Origin of the sequence: Thermus igniterrae ATCC 700962, from assembly GCF_000376265.1 — a bacterium.
Classification (GTDB): Bacteria; Deinococcota; Deinococci; order Deinococcales; family Thermaceae; genus Thermus; species Thermus igniterrae.
Map to the genome: position 1 here is coordinate 1 of NZ_AQWU01000035.1, position 18,659 is coordinate 18,659.

At 68.1% G+C, this 18,659-nt stretch carries 14 protein-coding genes, 1 tRNA gene and 1 riboswitch; of the genes, 8 read left to right on the forward strand and 7 right to left on the reverse strand.

The features are described 5' to 3' along the window. The first annotated feature begins 34 nt into the window (after positions 1-34). The 8 genes from B128_RS12825 (at position 35) to B128_RS0101465 (ending at position 6,043) form a co-directional block, all read left to right on the forward strand. A protein-coding gene (locus B128_RS12825; RefSeq protein ID WP_244452484.1) for an IS5 family transposase occupies positions 35-879 on the forward strand; the annotation gives its coding sequence in 2 pieces (ribosomal slippage) (positions 35-383 and positions 383-879; 846 coding nt in all). A gap of 77 nt (positions 880-956) precedes the next feature. Then, positions 957-2,735, forward strand: a complete 1,779-nt coding sequence (locus tag B128_RS0101435; protein ID WP_018110515.1) for an ATP-binding cassette domain-containing protein — start codon at positions 957-959, stop codon at positions 2,733-2,735. Positions 2,736-2,813: 78 nt separating this feature from the next. Then, positions 2,814-4,172 (forward strand): FAD-binding oxidoreductase, encoded by a 1,359-nt coding sequence (locus B128_RS0101440; RefSeq protein WP_018110516.1) that lies wholly within the window; start codon positions 2,814-2,816, stop codon positions 4,170-4,172. Between the two features lie 27 nt (positions 4,173-4,199). Then, a tRNA-Met gene (locus B128_RS0101445) sits at positions 4,200-4,276 on the forward strand. Positions 4,277-4,328: 52 nt separating this feature from the next. Further along, positions 4,329-4,568 carry a 4a-hydroxytetrahydrobiopterin dehydratase gene (locus B128_RS0101450; protein WP_018110517.1) on the forward strand — a complete coding sequence of 80 codons (240 nt, stop codon included), beginning with the start codon at positions 4,329-4,331 and terminating at the stop codon, positions 4,566-4,568. A 12-nt stretch (positions 4,569-4,580) separates the two neighbouring features. Then, positions 4,581-4,958 carry an acyl-CoA thioesterase gene (locus B128_RS0101455; protein WP_018110518.1) on the forward strand — a complete coding sequence of 126 codons (378 nt, stop codon included), beginning with the start codon at positions 4,581-4,583 and terminating at the stop codon, positions 4,956-4,958. Further along, positions 4,942-5,253, forward strand: coding sequence for a DCC1-like thiol-disulfide oxidoreductase family protein (locus B128_RS0101460; RefSeq protein WP_026174933.1), 312 nt, complete (start codon positions 4,942-4,944; stop codon positions 5,251-5,253). The genes B128_RS0101455 and B128_RS0101460 overlap by 17 nt, the downstream gene beginning before the upstream one ends. Then, positions 5,246-6,043, forward strand: a complete 798-nt coding sequence (locus tag B128_RS0101465) for a DNA-formamidopyrimidine glycosylase (protein ID WP_018110520.1) — start codon at positions 5,246-5,248, stop codon at positions 6,041-6,043. Before B128_RS0101460 ends, B128_RS0101465 begins: the two co-directional genes overlap by 8 nt. On the opposite strand, the gene B128_RS0101470 is transcribed toward B128_RS0101465, so the two are convergent. The 7 genes from B128_RS0101470 to rpoB all read right to left on the reverse strand — a co-directional run bounded on the left by B128_RS0101470 (position 6,040) and on the right by rpoB (position 18,364). Next, positions 6,040-7,533: an ABC transporter permease gene (locus B128_RS0101470; RefSeq protein ID WP_018110521.1), complete on the reverse strand. Its 1,494-nt coding sequence runs from the start codon at positions 7,531-7,533 to the stop codon at positions 6,040-6,042. The genes B128_RS0101465 and B128_RS0101470 overlap by 4 nt on opposite strands. 12 nt (positions 7,534-7,545) lie before the next feature. Then, positions 7,546-8,580, reverse strand: coding sequence for a thiamine ABC transporter substrate-binding protein (locus tag B128_RS0101475; protein ID WP_018110522.1), 1,035 nt, complete (start codon positions 8,578-8,580; stop codon positions 7,546-7,548). A 22-nt stretch (positions 8,581-8,602) separates the two neighbouring features. Then, positions 8,603-8,697, reverse strand: a riboswitch (TPP riboswitch). A gap of 5 nt (positions 8,698-8,702) precedes the next feature. Further along, entirely contained in the window at positions 8,703-9,551 is an 849-nt protein-coding gene (locus B128_RS0101480) for an alpha/beta fold hydrolase (RefSeq protein WP_018110523.1), read from the reverse strand. After that, on the reverse strand, positions 9,521-9,760 hold the full coding sequence (locus B128_RS0101485) for a hypothetical protein (RefSeq protein ID WP_018110524.1): 240 nt from the start codon (positions 9,758-9,760) through the stop codon (positions 9,521-9,523). Before B128_RS0101485 ends, B128_RS0101480 begins: the two co-directional genes overlap by 31 nt. After that, positions 9,757-10,335 (reverse strand): fuculose-1-phosphate aldolase, encoded by a 579-nt coding sequence (locus tag B128_RS0101490; RefSeq protein ID WP_018110525.1) that lies wholly within the window; start codon positions 10,333-10,335, stop codon positions 9,757-9,759. The genes B128_RS0101485 and B128_RS0101490 overlap by 4 nt, the downstream gene beginning before the upstream one ends. 61 nt (positions 10,336-10,396) lie before the next feature. Next, positions 10,397-14,974: a DNA-directed RNA polymerase subunit beta' gene (rpoC, locus tag B128_RS0101495; RefSeq protein ID WP_026174932.1), complete on the reverse strand. Its 4,578-nt coding sequence runs from the start codon at positions 14,972-14,974 to the stop codon at positions 10,397-10,399. 30 nt (positions 14,975-15,004) lie between these two features. After that, positions 15,005-18,364 (reverse strand): DNA-directed RNA polymerase subunit beta, encoded by a 3,360-nt coding sequence (rpoB, locus tag B128_RS0101500; RefSeq protein WP_018110527.1) that lies wholly within the window; start codon positions 18,362-18,364, stop codon positions 15,005-15,007. Between the last annotated feature and the right edge of the window lie 295 nt (positions 18,365-18,659).

Below are 18,659 nucleotides of genomic sequence, written 5' to 3' on the forward strand. Positions count from 1 at the left end.
AGAGACTGTCGTAAAAGTCCGCTATACTTGAAGGGTGGCTTCTACACGGAGATCTTACCCCAGCGACCTGTTGGACGCGGAGTGGGCCATCCTGGAGCCGTTGATCCCCGCCCCCAAGCCCGGTGGCCGACCCGCAAAGGTGCCGAGGAGGGAGATCGTCAGCGCCATACTTTACGTCCTGGAAAACGGCATCAAGTGGCGGGCCATGCCTCACGACTTGCCCCACTGGTCCACGGTCTACCACTACTTCCGCAAGTGGCAGAAGGAAGGGGTTTGGGAGAAGGTAGCTCAGGTTCTGGCCCGTCGTGACCGGGAGCGGGGAGGACGATATGCCTCCCCGAGTGCCCTGGTTATGGACAGCCAGTCGGTGAAGACGAGTGAAAAGGGGGGCCCCGGGGACACGACGGGGCGAAGAAGGTCAAAGGGAGGAAGCGGCAGATCCTGACGGACACGGGGGGTCGTCTTTTGAAGGCCTTTGTCCACCCGGCCAATGAGCACGACAAGTGGGGTGGGCAGGCGTTGCTTTTGGGGATGGACCGCTCCTTGTGGCCCCGGGTAGGCAAGCTCTTTGTGGACTGGGGCTACCGGGGTTTGCGGGAGGTGGCTAGGGGGCTGGGACTGGAGCTGGAGGTGGTGGCCCGTCCTTACGCGGGGGTGCGGGGGGTCTGGGTGCGGGAGGGGGAGGAGGTGCCGGAGATCCCGCGGGAGGGTGGGTTCAAGCCCCTGCCCAAGCGGTGGGTGGTGGAGCGGACCTTTGCCTGGATGGGGCGAAACCGACGGCTGGGGAAAGATTACGAGTACCACCCTGAGGTAACGGAAGCCTGGCTGTATTTAGGCATGATACGCTTGCTGGTGAAGCGGCTGGCCAGGGCCGCATAAGCTGGAGGAGGAGACTTTTACAACGGTTTCTAACTACATCAACCCCACGCGTTGGATTTCTCGTCCGCAGGAGGTGGTTGGGGCTGGGTAAAAGATCCCTTTGGCGCCTGCTGCTCCCTGCGCTGCGGCACATCTTCCGCGCAAGCCCCAGGGAGAGCGCCCTTTTGCTTGGGCTCCTGGTCCTGGGAGGGCTCGTGCCAGTGGCGGTGCTGGGCCTCACCCGTGCCTTGGTGGACCAGCTGGCGACCACACTGGGGGGTAGTCCCTTTACCCCAACCCTGCTTTGGCCGCTGGTGGGGTTAGCGCTGGCTTTTGGCCTGGACTTCCTCCTCACCCCTTGGGTGGTCTACCTGCAAGGTTCGGTGAACGAAAAGCTCACCGCTCGGGTTCACCTGCTCCTCATGGAGAAGGTGGCCGGCACGCCGGACCTGACCCCCTTTGAGGATCCCCGCTTTCACGATGAGCTTCAGGTGCTACGCGACCAGGCCCCTTACCAGCCCCTCAACCTGCTGGTTTTCCTGGGCAACGCTTTCCGGGAGGTCCTCGCCGCTCTCGGGGTTCTTCTCCTGCTATTTGGGCTGGCGCCTTTCTTCCCCTTACTCCTGCTTTTGGCCACCCTGCCCCAAGCCTGGCTCACCTTTCGGCTCCAGAAGGGGGTGTGGGAGGCCCTACTCTTCGGGGCCCCCGAGGCCCGGCGAATGCGCTATTTCGCCGAGGTGCTCTTGAGCCCCGAGACTGCCAAAGAGGTGCGGTTATTCGGTCTTTTGCCCTTCTTCCGCAGACGTTACCTCGAGGTTTTCCATAGCCTTTACCAAAGCCTGCGCCGTGCTCGAGGCCGCCAGGCCCTAGGGACCAGCCTGCTGGTGCTACTGAGCGCCCTTTTCACGGCTCTTGCCCTCTTCTTGGGGCTGCGCCAGACCCTCTTGGGAGGGAGCCTGGGCAGTCTGGTGCTCCTCTTGCAGTCGGTGGGAAGCCTCCAGCAAAACCTCTACGCCCTAGTCCAGGACGGGGGCATGCTGTACGAAAGCCTGTTGTACTTTGAAAAGCTGGAAAGCTTCCTAGCCAGGCCCGCTTCCATGGCGGAGACTGGCCCGGGCAGGAAGGTCCAGGGTTTTGAGGAGATCCGGTTTGAAGGGGTGGGGTTCTGCTACCCCAACGGAAAGCGGGCGCTTGCGGGAGTCTCCTTTGCCCTCCGACGGGGGGAGCGCCTGGCTTTGGTGGGGGAAAACGGGGCGGGCAAGACCACCCTGGTAAAGCTCCTCCTCCGCTTCTACGACCCCACGGAGGGCCGCATCCTGGTGGACGGGATTGACCTCCGGGAAATAGACCTGAAGGCCTGGCGCGCCCTCATCACCGCAGTCTTCCAGGACTTTGGCCGCTACGCCCTAACCCTCGAGGAAAACGTCGCCCTTTCCGACCCGGACGTGAAGCCCGACCCTAACCGTGTCGCAGAGGCCTTACGCTTAGGCGGGGCCTGGGAGCTCCTCCAGCGGCTTGGCCCCCAGGCCCTCCTGTCCAAGGCCTTTGGCGGCACAGAGCTTTCCCTGGGGGAGTGGCAACGAGTCGCCCTCTCGCGGGCCTTCTTCCGCAAGGCCAAGCTTTTGGTCTTGGACGAGCCTACGGCCTCGCTGGATCCCAAAGAGGAGGCCCACCTCTACAGGCGCTTCGCCGAGATGGCCGGGGGTAAGACGGTCATCCTCATCACCCACCGCCTGGGTTCGGTACGCATGGCGGACCGGATCCTCGTCCTCCAGGAAGGCCGGTTGGTGGAGGAAGGGACCCATGAGGAGTTGTTGCAGAGGAAGGGCGCCTACGCCGAGCTTTGGCGGCTCCAGGCCCAACTTTACGAAACCTGAGGGGATCTTGACCGGGGTGAGGCTTCCCCTTCCCCCTGGGCGCGGTCCCCTTCCTGGGCAAGGCGTAAACTCAAAGGCATGGACAAGCTGGAAGCCCTAAAGCGCCTCTTCCCGGGGAAGGTGGACCTCTCGGAAAGCGAGCGCCTGCGCCACGGGAAGGACGAGGGCTACCCCAAGGAGGGGGAGGTTCTGGCTGTGGTCTACCCCGAGGGGGTGGAGGACGTGCAAAAGGCGCTCCTTTGGGCGCGGGAGCACCGGGTGGCGGTCATCCCCTACGGGGCGGGGACGAGCCTCGAGGGCCACCTCTACCCGGTGCAGGAGGCCATCAGCCTAGACCTGAGCCGCGTGAACCGCATCCTGGAGGTGAGGCCCCAGGACTTCCTTTGCGTGGTGGAGCCCGGCCTCACCCGCAAGGCCCTCAACGAGGCCCTGAAGGGCACGGGCCTCTTCTTCCCCGTGGACCCGGGGGCGGACGCCTCTTTAGGGGGCATGGCGGCCACGAACGCCAGCGGCACCACCACCGTGCGCTACGGGGGGATGCGGGCCAACATCCTCGCCCTGCAGGTGGTCCTGGCCAACGGGGAGGTGCTGGAGCTGGGGCGCCCGGTGCGCAAGACCAGCGCCGGCTACGACCTGAAGGACCTCTTCATCGGCTCCGAGGGCACCCTGGGGGTCATCACCCGCCTCACCTTAAGGCTCCACCCCCTCCCCGAGCACGTCCACACCCTAAGGGTCTTCTTCCCCGGGGTGGAGGAGGCGGCGGAGGCCAGCTTCCGGGTGATGGCCAGCGGGCTTCCCGTGGCCCGGCTGGAGCTTCTGGACGAGTTCGCCCTGAAGGCCCTCAACCGCCACCTGGGCACGGGCTTCCCCGAGCGGCCTGCCCTTTTCCTGGAGTTCCACTCCTCCACAAGGGAGGCCCTCGAGGCGGAAAGCGCCCTGGCCCTGGCCCTGGTGGAGGAGGCCGGGGCCCTGGAGGTGGAGGCCGCCAAGACCGAGGAGGAAAGGCGCCGCCAGTGGGAGGCCCGCCACCAGGCCTACTGGGCCACAGTCCACCTCTTCCCCGGCCACCAGTTCGTGATCACCGACGTGGCCGTGCCCCTTTCCCACCTGCCGGAGATGGTGCGCTACGCCCAGGGGCTCCTGAAGGAGATGGGGCTTTTCGGTACCCTGGTGGGGCACGTGGGGGACGGGAACTTCCACACCCTGGTCCCCGTCCTGCCCGAGAACTACCCCCGGGGCGAGGCCTACGCCGAGCGCCTGGTGCAAAAGGCCCTGGAGCTTGGGGGCACCTGCACCGCCGAGCACGGGGTGGGGCTGCGCAAGAAGCCCTACCTCCCCCTGGAGCACGGGGCCACCTTGGAGTGGATGCGAAGGATCAAGGCCCTCCTGGACCCCGAGGGTCTCCTGAACCCGGGCAAGGTGCTTGACATGCCTTAAGGGCTTCGCTATAGTTAGGGATGGCGACGCGGGGTGGAGCAGCCTGGTAGCTCGTCGGGCTCATAACCCGAAGGTCGCGGGTTCAAATCCCGCCCCCGCAACCAGAACCTGCCCCCGGGCACCAAAGGCCCGGGGGCTTTGCCCTACCCTTGGGGTATGGACTGGGAGGTACGGGAAAACCCTGAGCGCCTTTACAAGGCCTTCCGCTTTCCCAACTTCCGGGAAGCCCTGGCCTTCGCCAACCGGGTGGGCGAGCTGGCGGAGCGGGAAAACCACCATCCCCGCCTCACGGTGGGGTGGGGGCAGGTGGAGGTGGAGTGGTGGACCCACAGCGCCGGGGGCATCACCGACAAAGACCGGGAGATGGCCCGCCTCACCGACCTCCTCCTGGGGTAGCCTGGGAGAGGTATGGAGGCGCGCACGCTGGAGCTGGTCTTCCCCGAGCACACCAACCCCCTGGGGGCCGCCTTCGGCGGCTTCGTGCTGGGCCTTATGGACAAGGTGGGCTCCTACGCCGCCGCCCGGCGGGCCAAAAAGCCCGTGGTCACCGTGGCCGTGGGGGGCGTGGAGTTCAAGGTGCCTATCCGCACTGGGGACCTCCTGGAGGTGGTGGCCCGGGTGGTGCGGGTGGGGCGCACCTCCTTGACCGTGGAGGTGGAGGTCTACAAGGAGCGCTTCGGCCAGGAGAACGGGCGGGTGTTGGCCACCAAGGGAGAGCTCACCTACGTGGCGGTGAACGAGCGGGGCCAGCCGGTGCCGGTGGACGAGCATGCGGGCGCTGATTGACGGGGAGTGTCCCTACTGCCGGGCCTTGGGCCGGGCGCTGAAGGCCTTGGACCTGCGGGGAACCCTAAGGGTTGAGCCCCTGCAGGAGGCCCAAGGGGTGGACCGGGAAGCCCTCCTACGGGAGCTTCACGTGCTGGACGGGGAAAGAGTCCACCGGGGCTACCGGGCCCTCCTGGTCCTGGCCGGGCGGCTACTCCTCCTCTGGCCCCTCTACCCCCTTCTGCTGGCCGGCCTGGCCCTCGGCCTGGGGCCCAGGCTCTACCGCGCCCTGGCGGAAAGGAGGCCCCGTGCCTGAGCTCCCCGAGGTGGAAACCACCCGCAGACGGCTTCTGCCCCTCCTCCTGGGGCGGCGGCTCCTGGAGGTCCGCCACCAGGACCCCGGGCGCTACCGCCACACGGAAAGGGCCCAGGGGCGGCGGGTGGAGGGGATAGGGCGGCGGGGCAAGTTCCTCCTCTTGGGGCTTTCGGAGGGTCTGGAGATGGTGGTCCACCTGGGCATGACCGGGGGGTTTCGCCTCGAGGCCACCCCCCACACCCGGGTGGTCTTTCGGCTGGAGGAAGGGAGCCTCTACTTCCACGATCCGCGCCGCTTCGGGCGCATCTGGGTGGTGGAAAAGGGCGCCTATGGGGAGATCCCCTTGCTCTCCCGCCTGGGCCCAGAACCCCTCTCCGAGGCCTACACCTTCCCGGAGTTCCTGGCCCGCCTGCGGAAGAGCGGCAAGCCCCTCAAGGCCCTCCTCCTGGACCAGACCCTGGCCGCGGGGGTGGGCAACATCTACGCGGACGAGGCCCTCTTCCGGGCCCGCCTGTCCCCCTTCCGCCGGGGCAGGGAGGTAAGCCCCGAGGAGGCCCAGAGGCTCTTTCAGGCCCTGAGGGAGGTCCTGGCCGAGGCCGTGGCCCTGGGGGGGAGCACCCTTTCGGACCGCACCTACCAGCAGCCCGATGGCCTCCCCGGGGGCTACCAGGAGCGGCACGCGGTCTACGGCCGCGCCGGCCTCCCCTGCCCCCGGTGCGGCCATGCCATCCGCCGCCAGGTTCTGGCGGGGCGGGGCACCCACTTCTGCCCCCGGTGCCAGGCCCCCTAGCCCCAGCGCCCCCTTCCTCGGTCCAGGAGGTAAAAGAGAAGCCCGGAAAGCAGGGCCAGCAGGCTGGCCAGGGCCACCGCCTCCCGGAAAGGAGCCTCCCCGGGCCGCCCCAGGCGCTCGTGGATGGCCAGGGTTAGGGTGGTCCACTCGGGCCGCCAGAGGACCAGGCTGGCGCCAAACTCCCCCAGGAGGGCCGCCAGGGCCAGGGCCAGACCCGACTGCAGGGCGGGAAGGACCAGGGGGAGCTCCACCCGCAGGAAGGCCCGCCAGGGAGTGGCCCCCAGGACCCGGGCCGCCTGCAGGAGGCTTGGGGGCAGGCTACGCAGGGCGGGCAGGAGGGCCCGGGCCAAAAGGGGGTAGGCCAGGAGGGCGTAGGCGGTGAGGAGAAGCCCCAAAGACCCCCTAAGGCCCGGGTAGGCCACCAGGTACCCCAGGCCCACGGCCACCGGGCTCACCATGAGGGGAAAAAGCCCAAGGAGATCCCAAAGACCACTCCGCCGGGCAACCACCCCATAGGCCACCCCCAGGGGCAGGGCCAGGAGGAGGGCCAAGGCGGTGAAGCGCAGGCTGTTGGCCAAGGCCAGGGCAAGGGGGGTGAAGTCCGCCGAGGCCCAGGCGGAAGCGAAGGCCTCCGGACGAGCCTGGAGGAAGAGGGCCAGGAGGGGGGCATAGAGGAGGAGGAAGAGGAGGCCAAGCCCCAGGCTGAGCCCCAGGGGCCACCGGGCGGGCAGGAGCTCCCCGGGAACCAAGGGGTAGGCGCGCAGGCGCAGGTAGAGAAAAACGGCCAAGGCCAGGGTCAGAAGCTGCAGGAGCATGAGGGCGCTGGCCTCGGGAAAGGCCAGCCGGTAGGCGAGAAGGGTGTAGACCTCCACCTCGAGGGTGGCGTACCGCGCCCCCCCCAGGAGAAGGGGCACGCCGAAGGCGGAGAAGGTGTAGAGGAAGACCAGAAGCCCCGCGGCCCCCAAAGCGGGCAGCAAAAGAGGAAGCCCCACCCTCAAAAAGGCCCTGAGGGGCGTGGCCCCCAGGACCCGGGCCGCCCGCAGGGGCCCCTCCAGCCCCAGGGCCACGGGAAGGAGGAGGCGCAGGGCCAGGCCCAGGTTGTAAAACACCGCGGCCAGGAGGAGGAGGGCCTTGGTGCCGTAGAGGTCCACCCCAAGAAGCCCCCGGGGGCCCAAGAGGGCTAAAAACCCCAGGGCCACCACCGGGGTGGGCAGGACGAAGGGCAGGGTGGAAAGGGCAAGAAGGGCCTCCCGCAGGGGAAACCGCCGTCGGAAGGCGAAGGCCAGGGGCAGGGCCAGGGCCAGGGTGAGGAGGGCGGAAAGGAGGCCGTACTCCAGGCTCCAGCGGTAGCGCTCCCAGTAGTAGGGGTTCTCCAGGGCCCGGGCAAACCCCTCCCCCACCCCCAGGAGGAGGATGCGGAAAAGGGGGTAAAGGAGGGCAAAGGCCAGGAAGAGGAGGAGAAGCCCCCCCGCCAGCCGGGAAAACCCCACCTCCTTTTCCCCCTAGCGCCGGCCCCGGCGCACCTGGTCCGGGTTCTGCCCCTGGAGGACCACCTTGGTCCACTCCTCTATCCAGCGCTCCCGGTTCTGGGCCATGGCCTTGGGGTCCAGGCGCACGCTCCCCAGGGGCTCAGGGGCGAAGCGGAAGACCTCAGGAAGCCGGGCGTCCCGCCGGGCAGGGTACATCCACATCTCCGTGGGCAGGTTCTCCTGGACGGGGCGGGAGAGGAACCAGTCCACCACCTTCCTAGACCCCTCGGGGTTCTTGGTCCCCTTGAGGATGCCGATGAACTCCACCTGGAAAAAGGCCAGCTCGGGGAAGAGGTTCCCCGTGGGGGGCTCCTTGTACTTGCCCTCGGAGTAGTAGACCTCCGCCGCCGGGCTGGTGGTATAGGAGACCACCAGGGGCCTATCCCCCTTGTACAGGGTGAAGTGGGTGTAGTAGGCCTCGCTCCAGCCCTTGGCCACCCTCACTCCCCCGTCCCGTAGCCGGGCCCAAAAGTCCAGGTAGCCGTCCTCGCCGAAGCGGGCCACGGTGGCCATGAGGAAGGCCAGGCCCGGAGAGCTGGTGGCCGGGTTTTGCACCACCAGGAGCCGGGCGTACTCGGGGCGGGCCAGGTCTTGGGGGGCCTGGGGCAGGGGGCGGTCCTTGAAGTAGGCCCGGTCGTAGTTCAGGCTCACCCAACCGTAGTCCACGGGCAGGGCGCGGAAGGTGGGGTCCAGGAGCAGGGTGGCCTTGAGGTTTTGGATCTCCGGGCTGCGGTAGGGGAGGAGGATGTCCGCTTCCAGGGCCCGGGAGAGGAAGGTGTTGTCAAAGCCGTAGATCACGTCGGCGATGGGGGCCCCCTTGGTGAGGATGGCCCGGTTCAGGGTCTCCCCCGCATCCCCCCCCTTGAGGAAGCGGAGCCTGAGGCCTGTCTCCCGCTCAAACTGGGCGATGAGCCCCTTGTCCAGGGAGAAGCTGCTGTGGGTGAGGACGGTGATCTCCTGGGCGAAGCCGAAGGCCAGAAAGGCCGCTAGGGTCAGAATCCGCCACATAAAACCCCTCCTTCGTCACCGGGAGGGGCCTCCGTCACCTTCCCTACGCCGGCACTACCCGGATCAGGTTCCAAGGGTATCTCTCAGCCCCTTGAGGGGGCACCCCCGGTGACACCCCCAGTCTACCCCCTCGAGGAGGCCATGAGTAGGGCCAGGGCCCGTTCCAGGGCCTCGCCGAAGGCCTCCGGCTGGTCAATCCAGGGGTAGTGCCCGGCCCCCGGCACCACGTGGATGGGGGCCCTGAGGCGCTCGGCCACCTCCTCGGCGTAGGGGTAGCTGGTGCCGTCCAGCTCCCCCACCACCACGGCCACGGGTCTGCGGCCTGGGGCCAGGTGGGAGGTATAGTCCAGGCGCCAAAGGCCGTTTTTCAGGAAGGCCGAGGCCGGGGTGTCGGGGCCCAGGATACCGGAGCCTTCCACCACCCACTCGTACTGCAGCCGGCCATGAGGGGTGGGGAACATGAGGCGGTCAAAGAGGGCCTTGGGCTCGGCCTTTTCCAGGGCGGCTCTCAGGTTCTCCTCGGGGTCGGGAAGGGGATTTAGGCCGGCGGCCTCCGCCAGCCGGGCGGCCAGCCAGGGGAAGCTGACCCAAGGCCCAAGCAAAAGGGCCCCCTCCACCCCGGGATAGCGGCGCAGAAGCTCCAGGGCCACCAGGGCCCCGAAGCCGTGGGCCAGGAGGTGGAAGCGCTCCACCCCCAAGGCCTCCGCCAGGAGGAGGGTGTCCTCCACCAGGGCGTCCAGGGTGAAGAGCCTGGGGTCCTCGGGGAGCTCCAGGCTACGGCCCGAGCCCCGCTGGTCAAAGTAGACCACGCGGTAGGGCTCCAAGTACTCCCCCAAGCCCTCGCGGAGAGCGTAGGCATTGCCCCCAGGGCCCCCGTGGAGGACCAGAAGGACGGGGGCATGCACATCCCCCACGTCCTCCACGTAAAGCTCCGCCTCCCCTACGGGGATGTAGCCGATCTCTTCCCGCATCCCCTATAGACTACCCCATCCTGCAGGGTGAAGGCCCAGACCCGCACCCCCGGCAAGGACCTGGCCTGGGCCTCCGCCCCCTCGGAGGCTCCCAGGACCTGCAAAAGCCACACCCCCTCCCCTTCCAAAAACCAGTAGGGATGGGGAAGCGCCCGGGCCAGGGCGCGGAGGGCCTCCGGGTCTTTCCCCTCCACGAAGAGGACCCTCATCCCTCCCTCCAGAGGCGGTGGTAAAGGAGGATCTCCGCGCTCTCCTCCAGGGTGGTGAGGAGGCTATAAGCCTCCAGAAGGGCCTCCTCGGGCCTCTCCTTGAGGCCTGCGGCAAAGGCCCCATGCCCCCGCAAAAGGCAGGCCCGGTGGCTCGCCAAGGCCTCGGCCACGGCAGTGGCCGCCTCCGGGGTGGCGCTCACCGTCTTGGGGGAAAGGACCGGCACCTCCTTGAGGTAGTACTGGCCCTCGAGGTCCAGGGGCACCAGGCGCTCCAAGGAAAGGGAGAGGGCCACCGCCACCCGGGGGTGGGCGTGGACCAGGGCCTGGGCCCCTGTCCTCCGGTACACCTCCCGGTGGATCACGCTCTCCACGCTGGCCCCCTCAGGGAAGGGCCCCTCCAGGGGCACCTCCACCAGGTCCTCCGGGGTGAGCCTGGCCTTCTGCACCCCGCTTTTGGTGATGAGAAAGCCCCCCTTGGTGCGCACGGAGAAGTTGCCGGCGGTGGCGGAGATGAGCCTTTGGGCGAAGAGGTCCTCCCCCACCTGGCGGAAGGCGGTGTAAAGCCGGGCCAGCATGGGCCCATTATGGCCAAAGGCCGAGGGCGGGGCCAAGCCCCGCCCTCCCGTGAGAGCCGGCCTAGGCCTGCTTACCCGGCTGTTCCCGGCGCAGGGGACGGCGGCCAGGCTCCCGGGCCTCCTTGGCCTCCACCGCCTCCTTGCGGGCCTCCTCAATGGCCTTCAGGGTCTTCTTATCCACCACCTGGGTGAAGCGCACGAAGTCCGAGCCGGTGCCCGCAGGGATCAGGCGGCCCAGGATGACGTTCTCCTTGAGGCCGATGAGCTCGTCCTTCTTCCCGGCGATGGCGGCCTCGGTGAGCACGTGGGTGGTGTTCTGGAAGCTGGCGGCGGAGAGCCAGCTCTTGGTGGAGAGGGCGCTCTTGGTCACCCCCATGAGGAGGGGCTTCCAGGCCACGGGCACCTTGCCCTCGGCGATGAGCCGCTCGTTGAGGGCCTCCACGTCCCACTTCTCCAGGACCTGGCCCTCGAGGAGCCGGCTGTCCCCGGGGTCGGTGACCTCCACGTACTTCAGCATCTGCCGCACCACGATCTCAATGTGCTTGTCGTGGAGCTTCACCCCCTGGGCGCGGTAGACCTTCTGGATCTCGTCCACCAGGTAGCGCTCCACCGCCTCGGGGCCCCGGGCCTCGAGGAGCTGGTGGGGGTCCACCGCCCCACGGGTCAGGGGCTGGCCGGCCTCCACGTAGTCCCCGTCCTTGACCACCAGGCGGGCGTCCTTGGGGAGCTTGTACTCCTTGGAAAAGCCCTCGGACTCCACGAAGACGGAAAGCCGCTCCTCGCTCTCCTCAATGCGCACCACGCCGTCAATCTCGGAGATCACCGCCTTGGCCTTGGGCCGCCGGGCCTCAAAGAGCTCGATCACGCGGGGCAGACCCTGGGTGATGTCCGTGCCGGTGGCCACGCCGCCGGTGTGGAAGGTGCGCATGGTGAGCTGGGTGCCGGGCTCGCCGATGGACTCCGCCGCCACCACCCCCACCGCTTCGCCGATGGACACCGGCCGGGCCATGGAGAGGTCGTAGCCGTAGCACTTCTGGCAGACCCCATAGCGGGTCTGGCAGGTGAGGGGGCTACGGACGGGCACCTCCTTGATCTCCCCCGCCTCCGCCGCCCGGATGAGGAGCCCCACATCCTCCATGGAGAGGTAGCGGCCCTCCTCCAAGCGCTGGCCCAGGACCTCCACCTCCCGGGCGAGCACCCGGCCGTAGAGCCCAGACTCGATGTCCGAACGCTTCCTGAGGCGCAGGGAGCGGGTCACCTCGTCGGGCTGGAAGAGGGGGACGGAGATGAAGTTGGTGGTGCCGCAGTCCGCCTCCCGCACCACGATCTCGTGGGCCACGTCCACCAGCTTCCGGGTGAGGTAGCCCGAGTCCGCGGTCCTAAGGGCGGTGTCCGCCCCACCCTTCCGGGCCCCGTGGCTGGAGATGAAGTACTCCAAGACGGTGAGGCCCTCGCGGAAGGAGGAGCGCACCGGCACCTCGAAGGTCTCCCCCGAGGGCTTCTGCATGAGGCCCCGCATGCCGCAGAGCTGGCGGATCTGCTGCGGGTTACCCCGGGCCCCGGACTGGGCCATCACGTAGAGGGGGTTGAAGGGGTAGTTCTCCTCAAAGTTCTTGAAGACCGCCTGGGTGACCTTCTCCGTGGTTTCGGTCCAGAGCTGGATCACCTGGTCGTAGCGCTCCCGGTCGGTGAGGAAGCCCATCTCGTAGGCCTGCTCAATCTGCCGAAGCTTCTTGTCGGCTTCCTCCAGGTACTTCTGCTTCTCGGGGGGGATGACGGCGTCGTCGATGCCGATGGTGATCCCGCTGGTGGTGGACAGGGTGAAGCCGTAGTACTTGAGGGCGTCCAGAAGCCTTGCGGTCTTCTCAATGCCCAGGCGCAGGAAGGACTGGTAGACCAGGTCCTTGAGGGAGTTCTTCTCCTGGGGAACGTCCATCTGGAGAAGCTCCTGGGCCACCTTCTCGTCCCCCACCGCCTCCCCCACGATGCGGGCGAAGAGCACCCGGCCCGGGCTCGTCTCCAGGCGCCGGCCCAGGTAGCGCACGGTAACCACGTCCTGGAGGTCCAGAAGCCCGTGGGCCACCGCCAGAAGGGCCTCGTCGGGGTTGGCGAAGACGAACTTCAGCCGGCCAACGCTGGTTTCCTTCCCCGCCACCTTTATGGGGGCGTTCAGGGCCACCTCGCCCCGCGCGTGGGCGGCCAGGGCCTCCTCGGGGGTGGCGAACTCCCGCCCCGCTCCCTTCTTCTCACGCCTTACCTGGGTGATGTAGTAAAGCCCCAGGATGATGTCCCGGCTGGGCTTGGCCAAAGGCTCCCCCGAAGCCGGGGAGAGGAGGTTGTGGGCGGAGAGCATCTGGATGCGGGCCTCCGCCTGGGCGAAGGAGGAAAGGGGCACGTGCACCGCCATCTGGTCCCCGTCAAAGTCGGCGTTGAAGGCCTCGCACACCAGGGGGTGGAGCTGGATGGACTGCCCCTCCACCAAGACGGGCTGGAAGGCCTGGATGCCCAGGCGGTGCAGGGTGGGGGCGCGGTTCAGGAGGACCACCTTGCCGTGGATGACCTCCTCCAGGGCGTCCCACACCTCGTCCTTGATGTCCCGCTGACGCTCCAGCATGCGGCGGGCGGCCTTGACGTTGGGGGCGATGCCCCTCTCCTCCATCTTCTTGAGGAGGAAGGGCTTGAAGAGCTCCAGGGCCATGCGCTTAGGCAGGCCGCACTGGTGGAGCTTTAGCTGGGGCCCCACCACGATCACGCTACGGCCCGAGTAGTCCACCCGCTTGCCCAGGAGGTTCTGCCGGAAGCGGCCCTGCTTGCCGGAAAGGACGTCGGTGAGGCTTCGCAAGGGGCGCTCAGAGCCAGGGTTGGTGACGGGGGCCCCGCGGCGGCCGTTGTCAATGACGGCGTCCACCGCCTCCTGGAGCATGCGCTTCTCGTTGCGGATGATGATCTCCGGAGCCCCCTGGGCCAGGAGCTTCTTGAGGCGGTTGTTGCGGTTGATGAGGCGGCGGTAGAGGTCGTTGAGGTCGCTGGTGGCGAAGCGCCCCCCGTCCACCTGCACCATGGGGCGGAGGTCCGGAGGCAGGACGGGGACGGCCTCGAGGATCATCCACTCCGGGCGGTTGCCCGAGTCCAGGAAGGCCCGCACCACCTCCAGGCGCTTCCTGGCCTTGGCCCGGCGGGCGCGGGAGGGGTGCTTCATCTCCTCCAGAAGCTCCGCCTCCAGCTTGGCCAGGTCCAGCTCCTTCAGAAGGGCCTGGATGGCCTCGGCCCCCATGCGGGCGTCGATGTCGTAGGACTCCACCACCCGCACCACGTTGCGGACCAGGTCCACCTCCACCCGGCCGTAGATCTCGCTCTTGACCTTGCCCCCATCGGCCAGCACGTCCCCGGGTGCCACCCGGTCCCCGGTGGTCACCTCCACGTCGTCCTCAAAGGGGTAGAGGCGGGCCTTCATCACCACGATGCTGGCCGGCTCGTGCAGGTGGACCACCCCCTCGGCCTCGGCGAAGACCTCCTCCTCGGGGTCAATGGCGGCCACCACCTTCTCCCCGGGCGCCACCCGGGCCCCCTCGGGGACCACCACGTTCATGTGGGGGGCCACCCGGTAGTCCTTGGGCTCGGTCCACTCCAGGAAGAGGGTGAGGTGGACGGTGTCCCCCTCCTCCTCCGCCTCCACCTCCTTGGCGGCCATGTGGCGGGGCAGGCGCAGAAGCCCCCTGCCCTCGGCCAGGGGCTGGCCCTCCTCCACGATCTCCCCATGGACCACCAGGGGGTTAAGGCCCACGGGGAGGAAGTAGCGGGCCACCACCTCCTCTCCCTGGCGCAGGAGGAGGAAGTGCCCCTCGGTGAGCTCCAGGAGCTCCACCACCCCCGCCTCCTCCGCCCGGAAGAGGTAGGGCTCAGCCAGCTCCGCCAGGACCTCCCCGGGCCGGTAGGCCTCCTTCTCCACCCAGGCCTCCAGGGGCAGGCGCAGGGCGGCCCGCTCCTTCCGCAGGTAGTCCACCCGCACCCTGCGGGGGAAGCGGTAGAGGGCCACCCCGTCCATGCGGCTCACGATGCCCGGGGCCAGCTCCTGGCCCTTCACCACCTCCTCCCCGTCCTTGACCAGGGCGTCCACCCCGGAGGGCAGGGGGTAGGTCTCCTGCTTACCGTAGCGGAGCTCCCGGTACTCCTCGTCGGTGAGGAGCTGGCGCTTCTCCACCGGCACCCCGTTGAGCACCGCCCCCTTGGGGTCCAGGACGATGTACTTGCTGAAGTAGAGGACCTGCTCCAGCTCGGTGGCGGAGAGATCCAGGAGGGTGCCGATCTTGGAGGGCACGTCCTTCACGAACCAGATGTGGGCCGCGGGGGTGGCCAGCTCAATGTGGCCCATGCGGTAGCGGCGCACGATGCTCTTGGTGACCTCCACCCCGCACCGCTCGCACACCTTGCCCTCAAAGCGCTGGCGCTTGTACTTGCCGCAGGCGCACTCGTAGTCCTTGGTGGGGCCGAAGATGCGCTCGTCAAAGAGGCCGTCCCGCTCGGGCTTGAGGGTGCGGTAGTTGATGGTTTCGGGCTTCTCCACCTCCCCGTAGCTCCAGGAGCGGATCTTCTCCGGGGAGGCCAGGGCGATGCGGACCTTGCGGACTTCCTTCTTCATCATTCCTCCAACCGCCTTTCCTTACCCGCCTCACCGCTTGGAGGCCAGGCCCTCAAAGATGTCCACCGGGTTGTCCCGCTCGTCCAGGGTCTGCACGTCCAGGGCCAAGGCCTGGAGCTCCTTTACCAGCACGCGGAAGGACTCGGGCACGCTGGGCTCGGGCACGTCCTCCCCCTTGATGATGGCCTCGTAGGCGGCGTTCCGGCCCTCGATGTCGTCGGACTTGAGGGTGAGCATCTCCTGCAGGGTGTGGGCGGCCCCGTAGGCCTCGAGGGCCCACACCTCCATCTCCCCGAAGCGCTGGCCACCGAACTGGGCCTTGCCCCCCAGGGGCTGCTGGGTGATGAGGGAGTAGGGGCCGGTGGAGCGGGCGTGCATCTTGTCCTCCACCATGTGGTAGAGCTTCATGATGAACATCTGGCCCACGGCGATGGGGCCCTCAATGGGCTCGCCGGAGCGGCCGTCGTAGAGGACCACCTTGCCCTGGGTGAAAAGCTCCTTGAGCTGCTCCTCGGGGCTCTTGCCCGGGCTCACCAGGCCCAGCTTCTCCGCCCGGGCCAGGACCTCCAGCTCCCGCTTGTCCACGCCAAAGCCTTCCGCCTTGCGCTTGCCGAAGTAGAGGTCAAAGGCCTCGGCCAGGAGGGCCTTGATCTCGGGTTCGGTGGCCCCGTCAAAGACCGGGGAGATGTAGCGCTGGCCCAGGAAGAAGCCCGCCAGGCCCAGGTGGGTCTCCAGAATCTGGCCCAGGTTCATGCGGCTGGGCACCCCCAGGGGGTTCAGGATGATGTCCACCGGGGTGCCGTCCGGCAGGTGGGGCATGTCCTCCACGGGGAGGATCTTGGCCACCACCCCCTTGTTCCCGTGGCGGTTGGCCAGCTTGTCCCCCACCTGGAGCTTGCGCTTCTGGGCCACGTAGACCCGCACCACCTCCCGCACCCCGGGCTTGAGCTCCACCCCGGGGTCCCCGCGGCGCAGGCGCAGGGTGCCCACCACGATGCCCCCTTCCCCCGGGGGCACCCTGAGGGAGGTGTCCTTCACGTCCCGGGCCTTTTCGCCGAAGATGGAGCGCAGAAGCCGCTCCTCCGGGGAGGGCTCCTGCTCCCCCTTGAAGCTGGTGCGCCCCACCAGGATGTCGCCGGGCTTCACCTCGGCCCCGATGCGCACCACCCCCTCCTCGTCCAGGTCGCGCAGGGCGGCCTCCGAGAGGTGGGGGATGTCCCGGGTGATGCGCTCCGGCCCCAGCTTGGTGTCCCGGGCCTCGATCTCGTAGCGCTCAATGTGGATGGAGGTGTAGAAGTCCCGCTTCAGGAGCTCCTCGCTGATGACGATGGCGTCCTCAAAGTTGTAGCCGTCAAAGGGCATGATGGCCACCAGGACGTTCTGCCCCAGGGCCAAGAAGCCCTCCTCGGAGGCGGGGCCATCGGCCAGGAGGTCCCCCTTGCGCACCCGCTGGCCCACGGTCACCCGGGGGCGCTGGTCCAAGGCGGTGCCCTGGTTGGAGCGCACGTAACGGCGCAGGGTGTGCTCCACCAGGCGGCCGTCCTCGTAGCGCACGAGGATGCGCCGGCCGTCCACCGCCACCACCTCCCCGTCCTCCTCGGCGTAGACCGCGGCCAGGGAATCCCGCACCACCCGCTCCTCCAGCCCGGTCATCACCACCGGGGCCTGGGCCCGGATGAGGGGCACCGCCTGGGTCTGCATGTTGGAGCCCATGAGGGCGCGGTTGGCGTCGTCGTGCTCCAGGAAGGGGATGAGGTTGGTGTTCACGGAGAAGACCTGCTTGGGGCTCACGTCCATGAACTCCACCTCCTCCGGGCTGACGATCACCGGCTCCCCCCGGCGCCTGGCCACCACCCGGTCGGTGGCGATGCGCTCCCGCTCCAGGGGGGTGTTGGCCTGGGCGATGGTGTAGCGGTCCTCCTCGGTGGCGGTCATGTAGACCACCTCCTCCGTGACCACCCCGTTCACCACCCGGCGGTAGGGGGTGCGGATGAAGCCCAGCTCGTCCACCCGGGCGTAGGCGGCCAGGGAGGTGATGAGGCCGATGTTGGCCCCTTCCGGGGTCTCCACCGGGCAGATGCGCCCGTAGTGGGTGCGGTGCACGTCGCGCACGTCAAAGCCCGCCCGTTCCCGGGTGAGGCCCCCGGGGCCCAGGGCGGAGATGCGGCGCTTGTGGCGCAAGGAGGAGAGGGGGTTGGTCTCGTCCTTGAACTGGGAGAGCTGGCTGCGCCCGAAGAACTCGCGGATGGCGGCCTCGAGGGGGCGGTTGTTCACCAGCTTGGCCGGGGTCAGGGTGTCGGAGGCCCCCATGACCATGCGCTCCCGCACCCCCCGGGCCAGGCGGCTCAGGCCCACCCGGAACTGGTCGGCCATGAGCTCCCCCACGGTGCGGATGCGGCGGTTGCCCAGGTGGTCAATGTCGTCCACCTCGTGGCCCGCCACCCCGGCGGTGAGGGCGAAGAGGTAGCGCAGGGTGGGGAGGAAGACCTCGTCCTTGAACTCCCCCTCCTCAAAGCGCACCAGGGTCCGGCCGGAAAGGCGCACCCCCAGCTTCTCCTCCGCCTTGTACCGGCCCGCCTCCCCCAGGTCGTAGCGCCGGGGGTCGGCCAGGAGGCCGTGGAGGTAGGCCAGGGCCTTGTCCTTCTTGGGGGGGTCCCCAGGGCGCAGGAGGGTGAAGAGGCGCACCAGGGCCTCCTCGGGGCGCATGGAGAGCACCGCCTCGTCCAGGAGGCCTGCCACCAGGTCCCCATAGGCCCCAAGCTCCCGGGAAAGGGTCTCGGCGTCGTAGCCCAGGACCCTGAGGAGGAGGATCAGGGGGAACTTGCGCTTGTTGACCTTCATGGAGACGGTGCCCCCCGTCTCCACCTCCAGGTCAATCCAGGGCCCCCGCTTGGGCAGGGGGATGATGCTGGCCACGTACCGGCCGGGCCGGGCGGGGTCGGGGGTGAAGTAGACCCCGGGGGAGCGGTGGATCTGGGAGACGATGACCCGGTCGGCCCCGTTCACGATGAAGGAGCCGTCCTCGGTCATCAGGGGGATGTGGCCCAGGAAGACCTCGTCTTCCTTGATGAGCCCCGTGTCCTTGTGGATGAGCTGGAGCCGGGCGTAGAGGGGGGCCTGGTAGGTGAGGTCCTTCTCCCGGCACTCGTCCTGGGAGAAGGGGGGGTCCCCCAGGCGGTACTCCAGGAAGTCCAGGACCAGGCCGCCCTTGCCCTTGTCCCCCTCCTCCACGGGGAAGGTCTCCTTGAAGGCCGCCTGGATGCCCACGTTCTCCCGCTTCTCCGGGGGAACGTCGGCCTGCAGGGCCCTCTTGTAGGACTCCACCTGGATTTCCGTTAGGGGAGGAAGGGGAATGACCTCTCGGATGCGACCGAACCGCTTAATCTCCATGCGTCACCTCAAACGGGGAAGCGGGCCGCCCGAGGTAAGCTAACAGGGTTCTTCCGCGGGAAGCCTCTGCCCCGCGGTGGCTGGCTCTTACCGTGCTCCCTTGGCCCGACCAAAGAGCACAAACCTTAGCCTATATGGCCTACCCCAATCCCGTCAAGCCGCAAGGGGCTTGCCTAGTAAATTGCCTTGTACCCCGGAGGGGGCGGGAGAAGGGAGAGAAGAACCCTAAGGCCGTAGGCGATGAGCTCCAAAAGCGCCCGCGCCATGGCCGTCCAAGGCTTCCGCTCCCAAAGGT

Excerpts from the sequence above, each read along its gene's own strand:
- B128_RS0101440 (WP_018110516.1), top strand. The coding sequence starts at position 2,814 with ATGGACAAGCTGGAAGCCCTAAAGCGCCTCTTCCCGGGGAAGGTGGAC.
- B128_RS0101450 (WP_018110517.1), top strand. The coding sequence starts at position 4,329 with ATGGACTGGGAGGTACGGGAAAACCCTGAGCGCCTTTACAAGGCCTTC.
- B128_RS0101455 (WP_018110518.1), top strand. The coding sequence starts at position 4,581 with ATGGAGGCGCGCACGCTGGAGCTGGTCTTCCCCGAGCACACCAACCCC.
- B128_RS0101460 (WP_026174933.1), top strand. The coding sequence starts at position 4,942 with ATGCGGGCGCTGATTGACGGGGAGTGTCCCTACTGCCGGGCCTTGGGC.
- B128_RS0101475 (WP_018110522.1), bottom strand. The coding sequence starts at position 8,580 with ATGTGGCGGATTCTGACCCTAGCGGCCTTTCTGGCCTTCGGCTTCGCC.
- B128_RS0101480 (WP_018110523.1), bottom strand. The coding sequence starts at position 9,551 with ATGCGGGAAGAGATCGGCTACATCCCCGTAGGGGAGGCGGAGCTTTAC.
- B128_RS0101485 (WP_018110524.1), bottom strand. The coding sequence starts at position 9,760 with ATGAGGGTCCTCTTCGTGGAGGGGAAAGACCCGGAGGCCCTCCGCGCC.
- B128_RS0101490 (WP_018110525.1), bottom strand. The coding sequence starts at position 10,335 with ATGCTGGCCCGGCTTTACACCGCCTTCCGCCAGGTGGGGGAGGACCTC.
- rpoC (WP_026174932.1), bottom strand. The coding sequence starts at position 14,974 with ATGAAGAAGGAAGTCCGCAAGGTCCGCATCGCCCTGGCCTCCCCGGAG.
- rpoB (WP_018110527.1), bottom strand. The coding sequence starts at position 18,364 with ATGGAGATTAAGCGGTTCGGTCGCATCCGAGAGGTCATTCCCCTTCCT.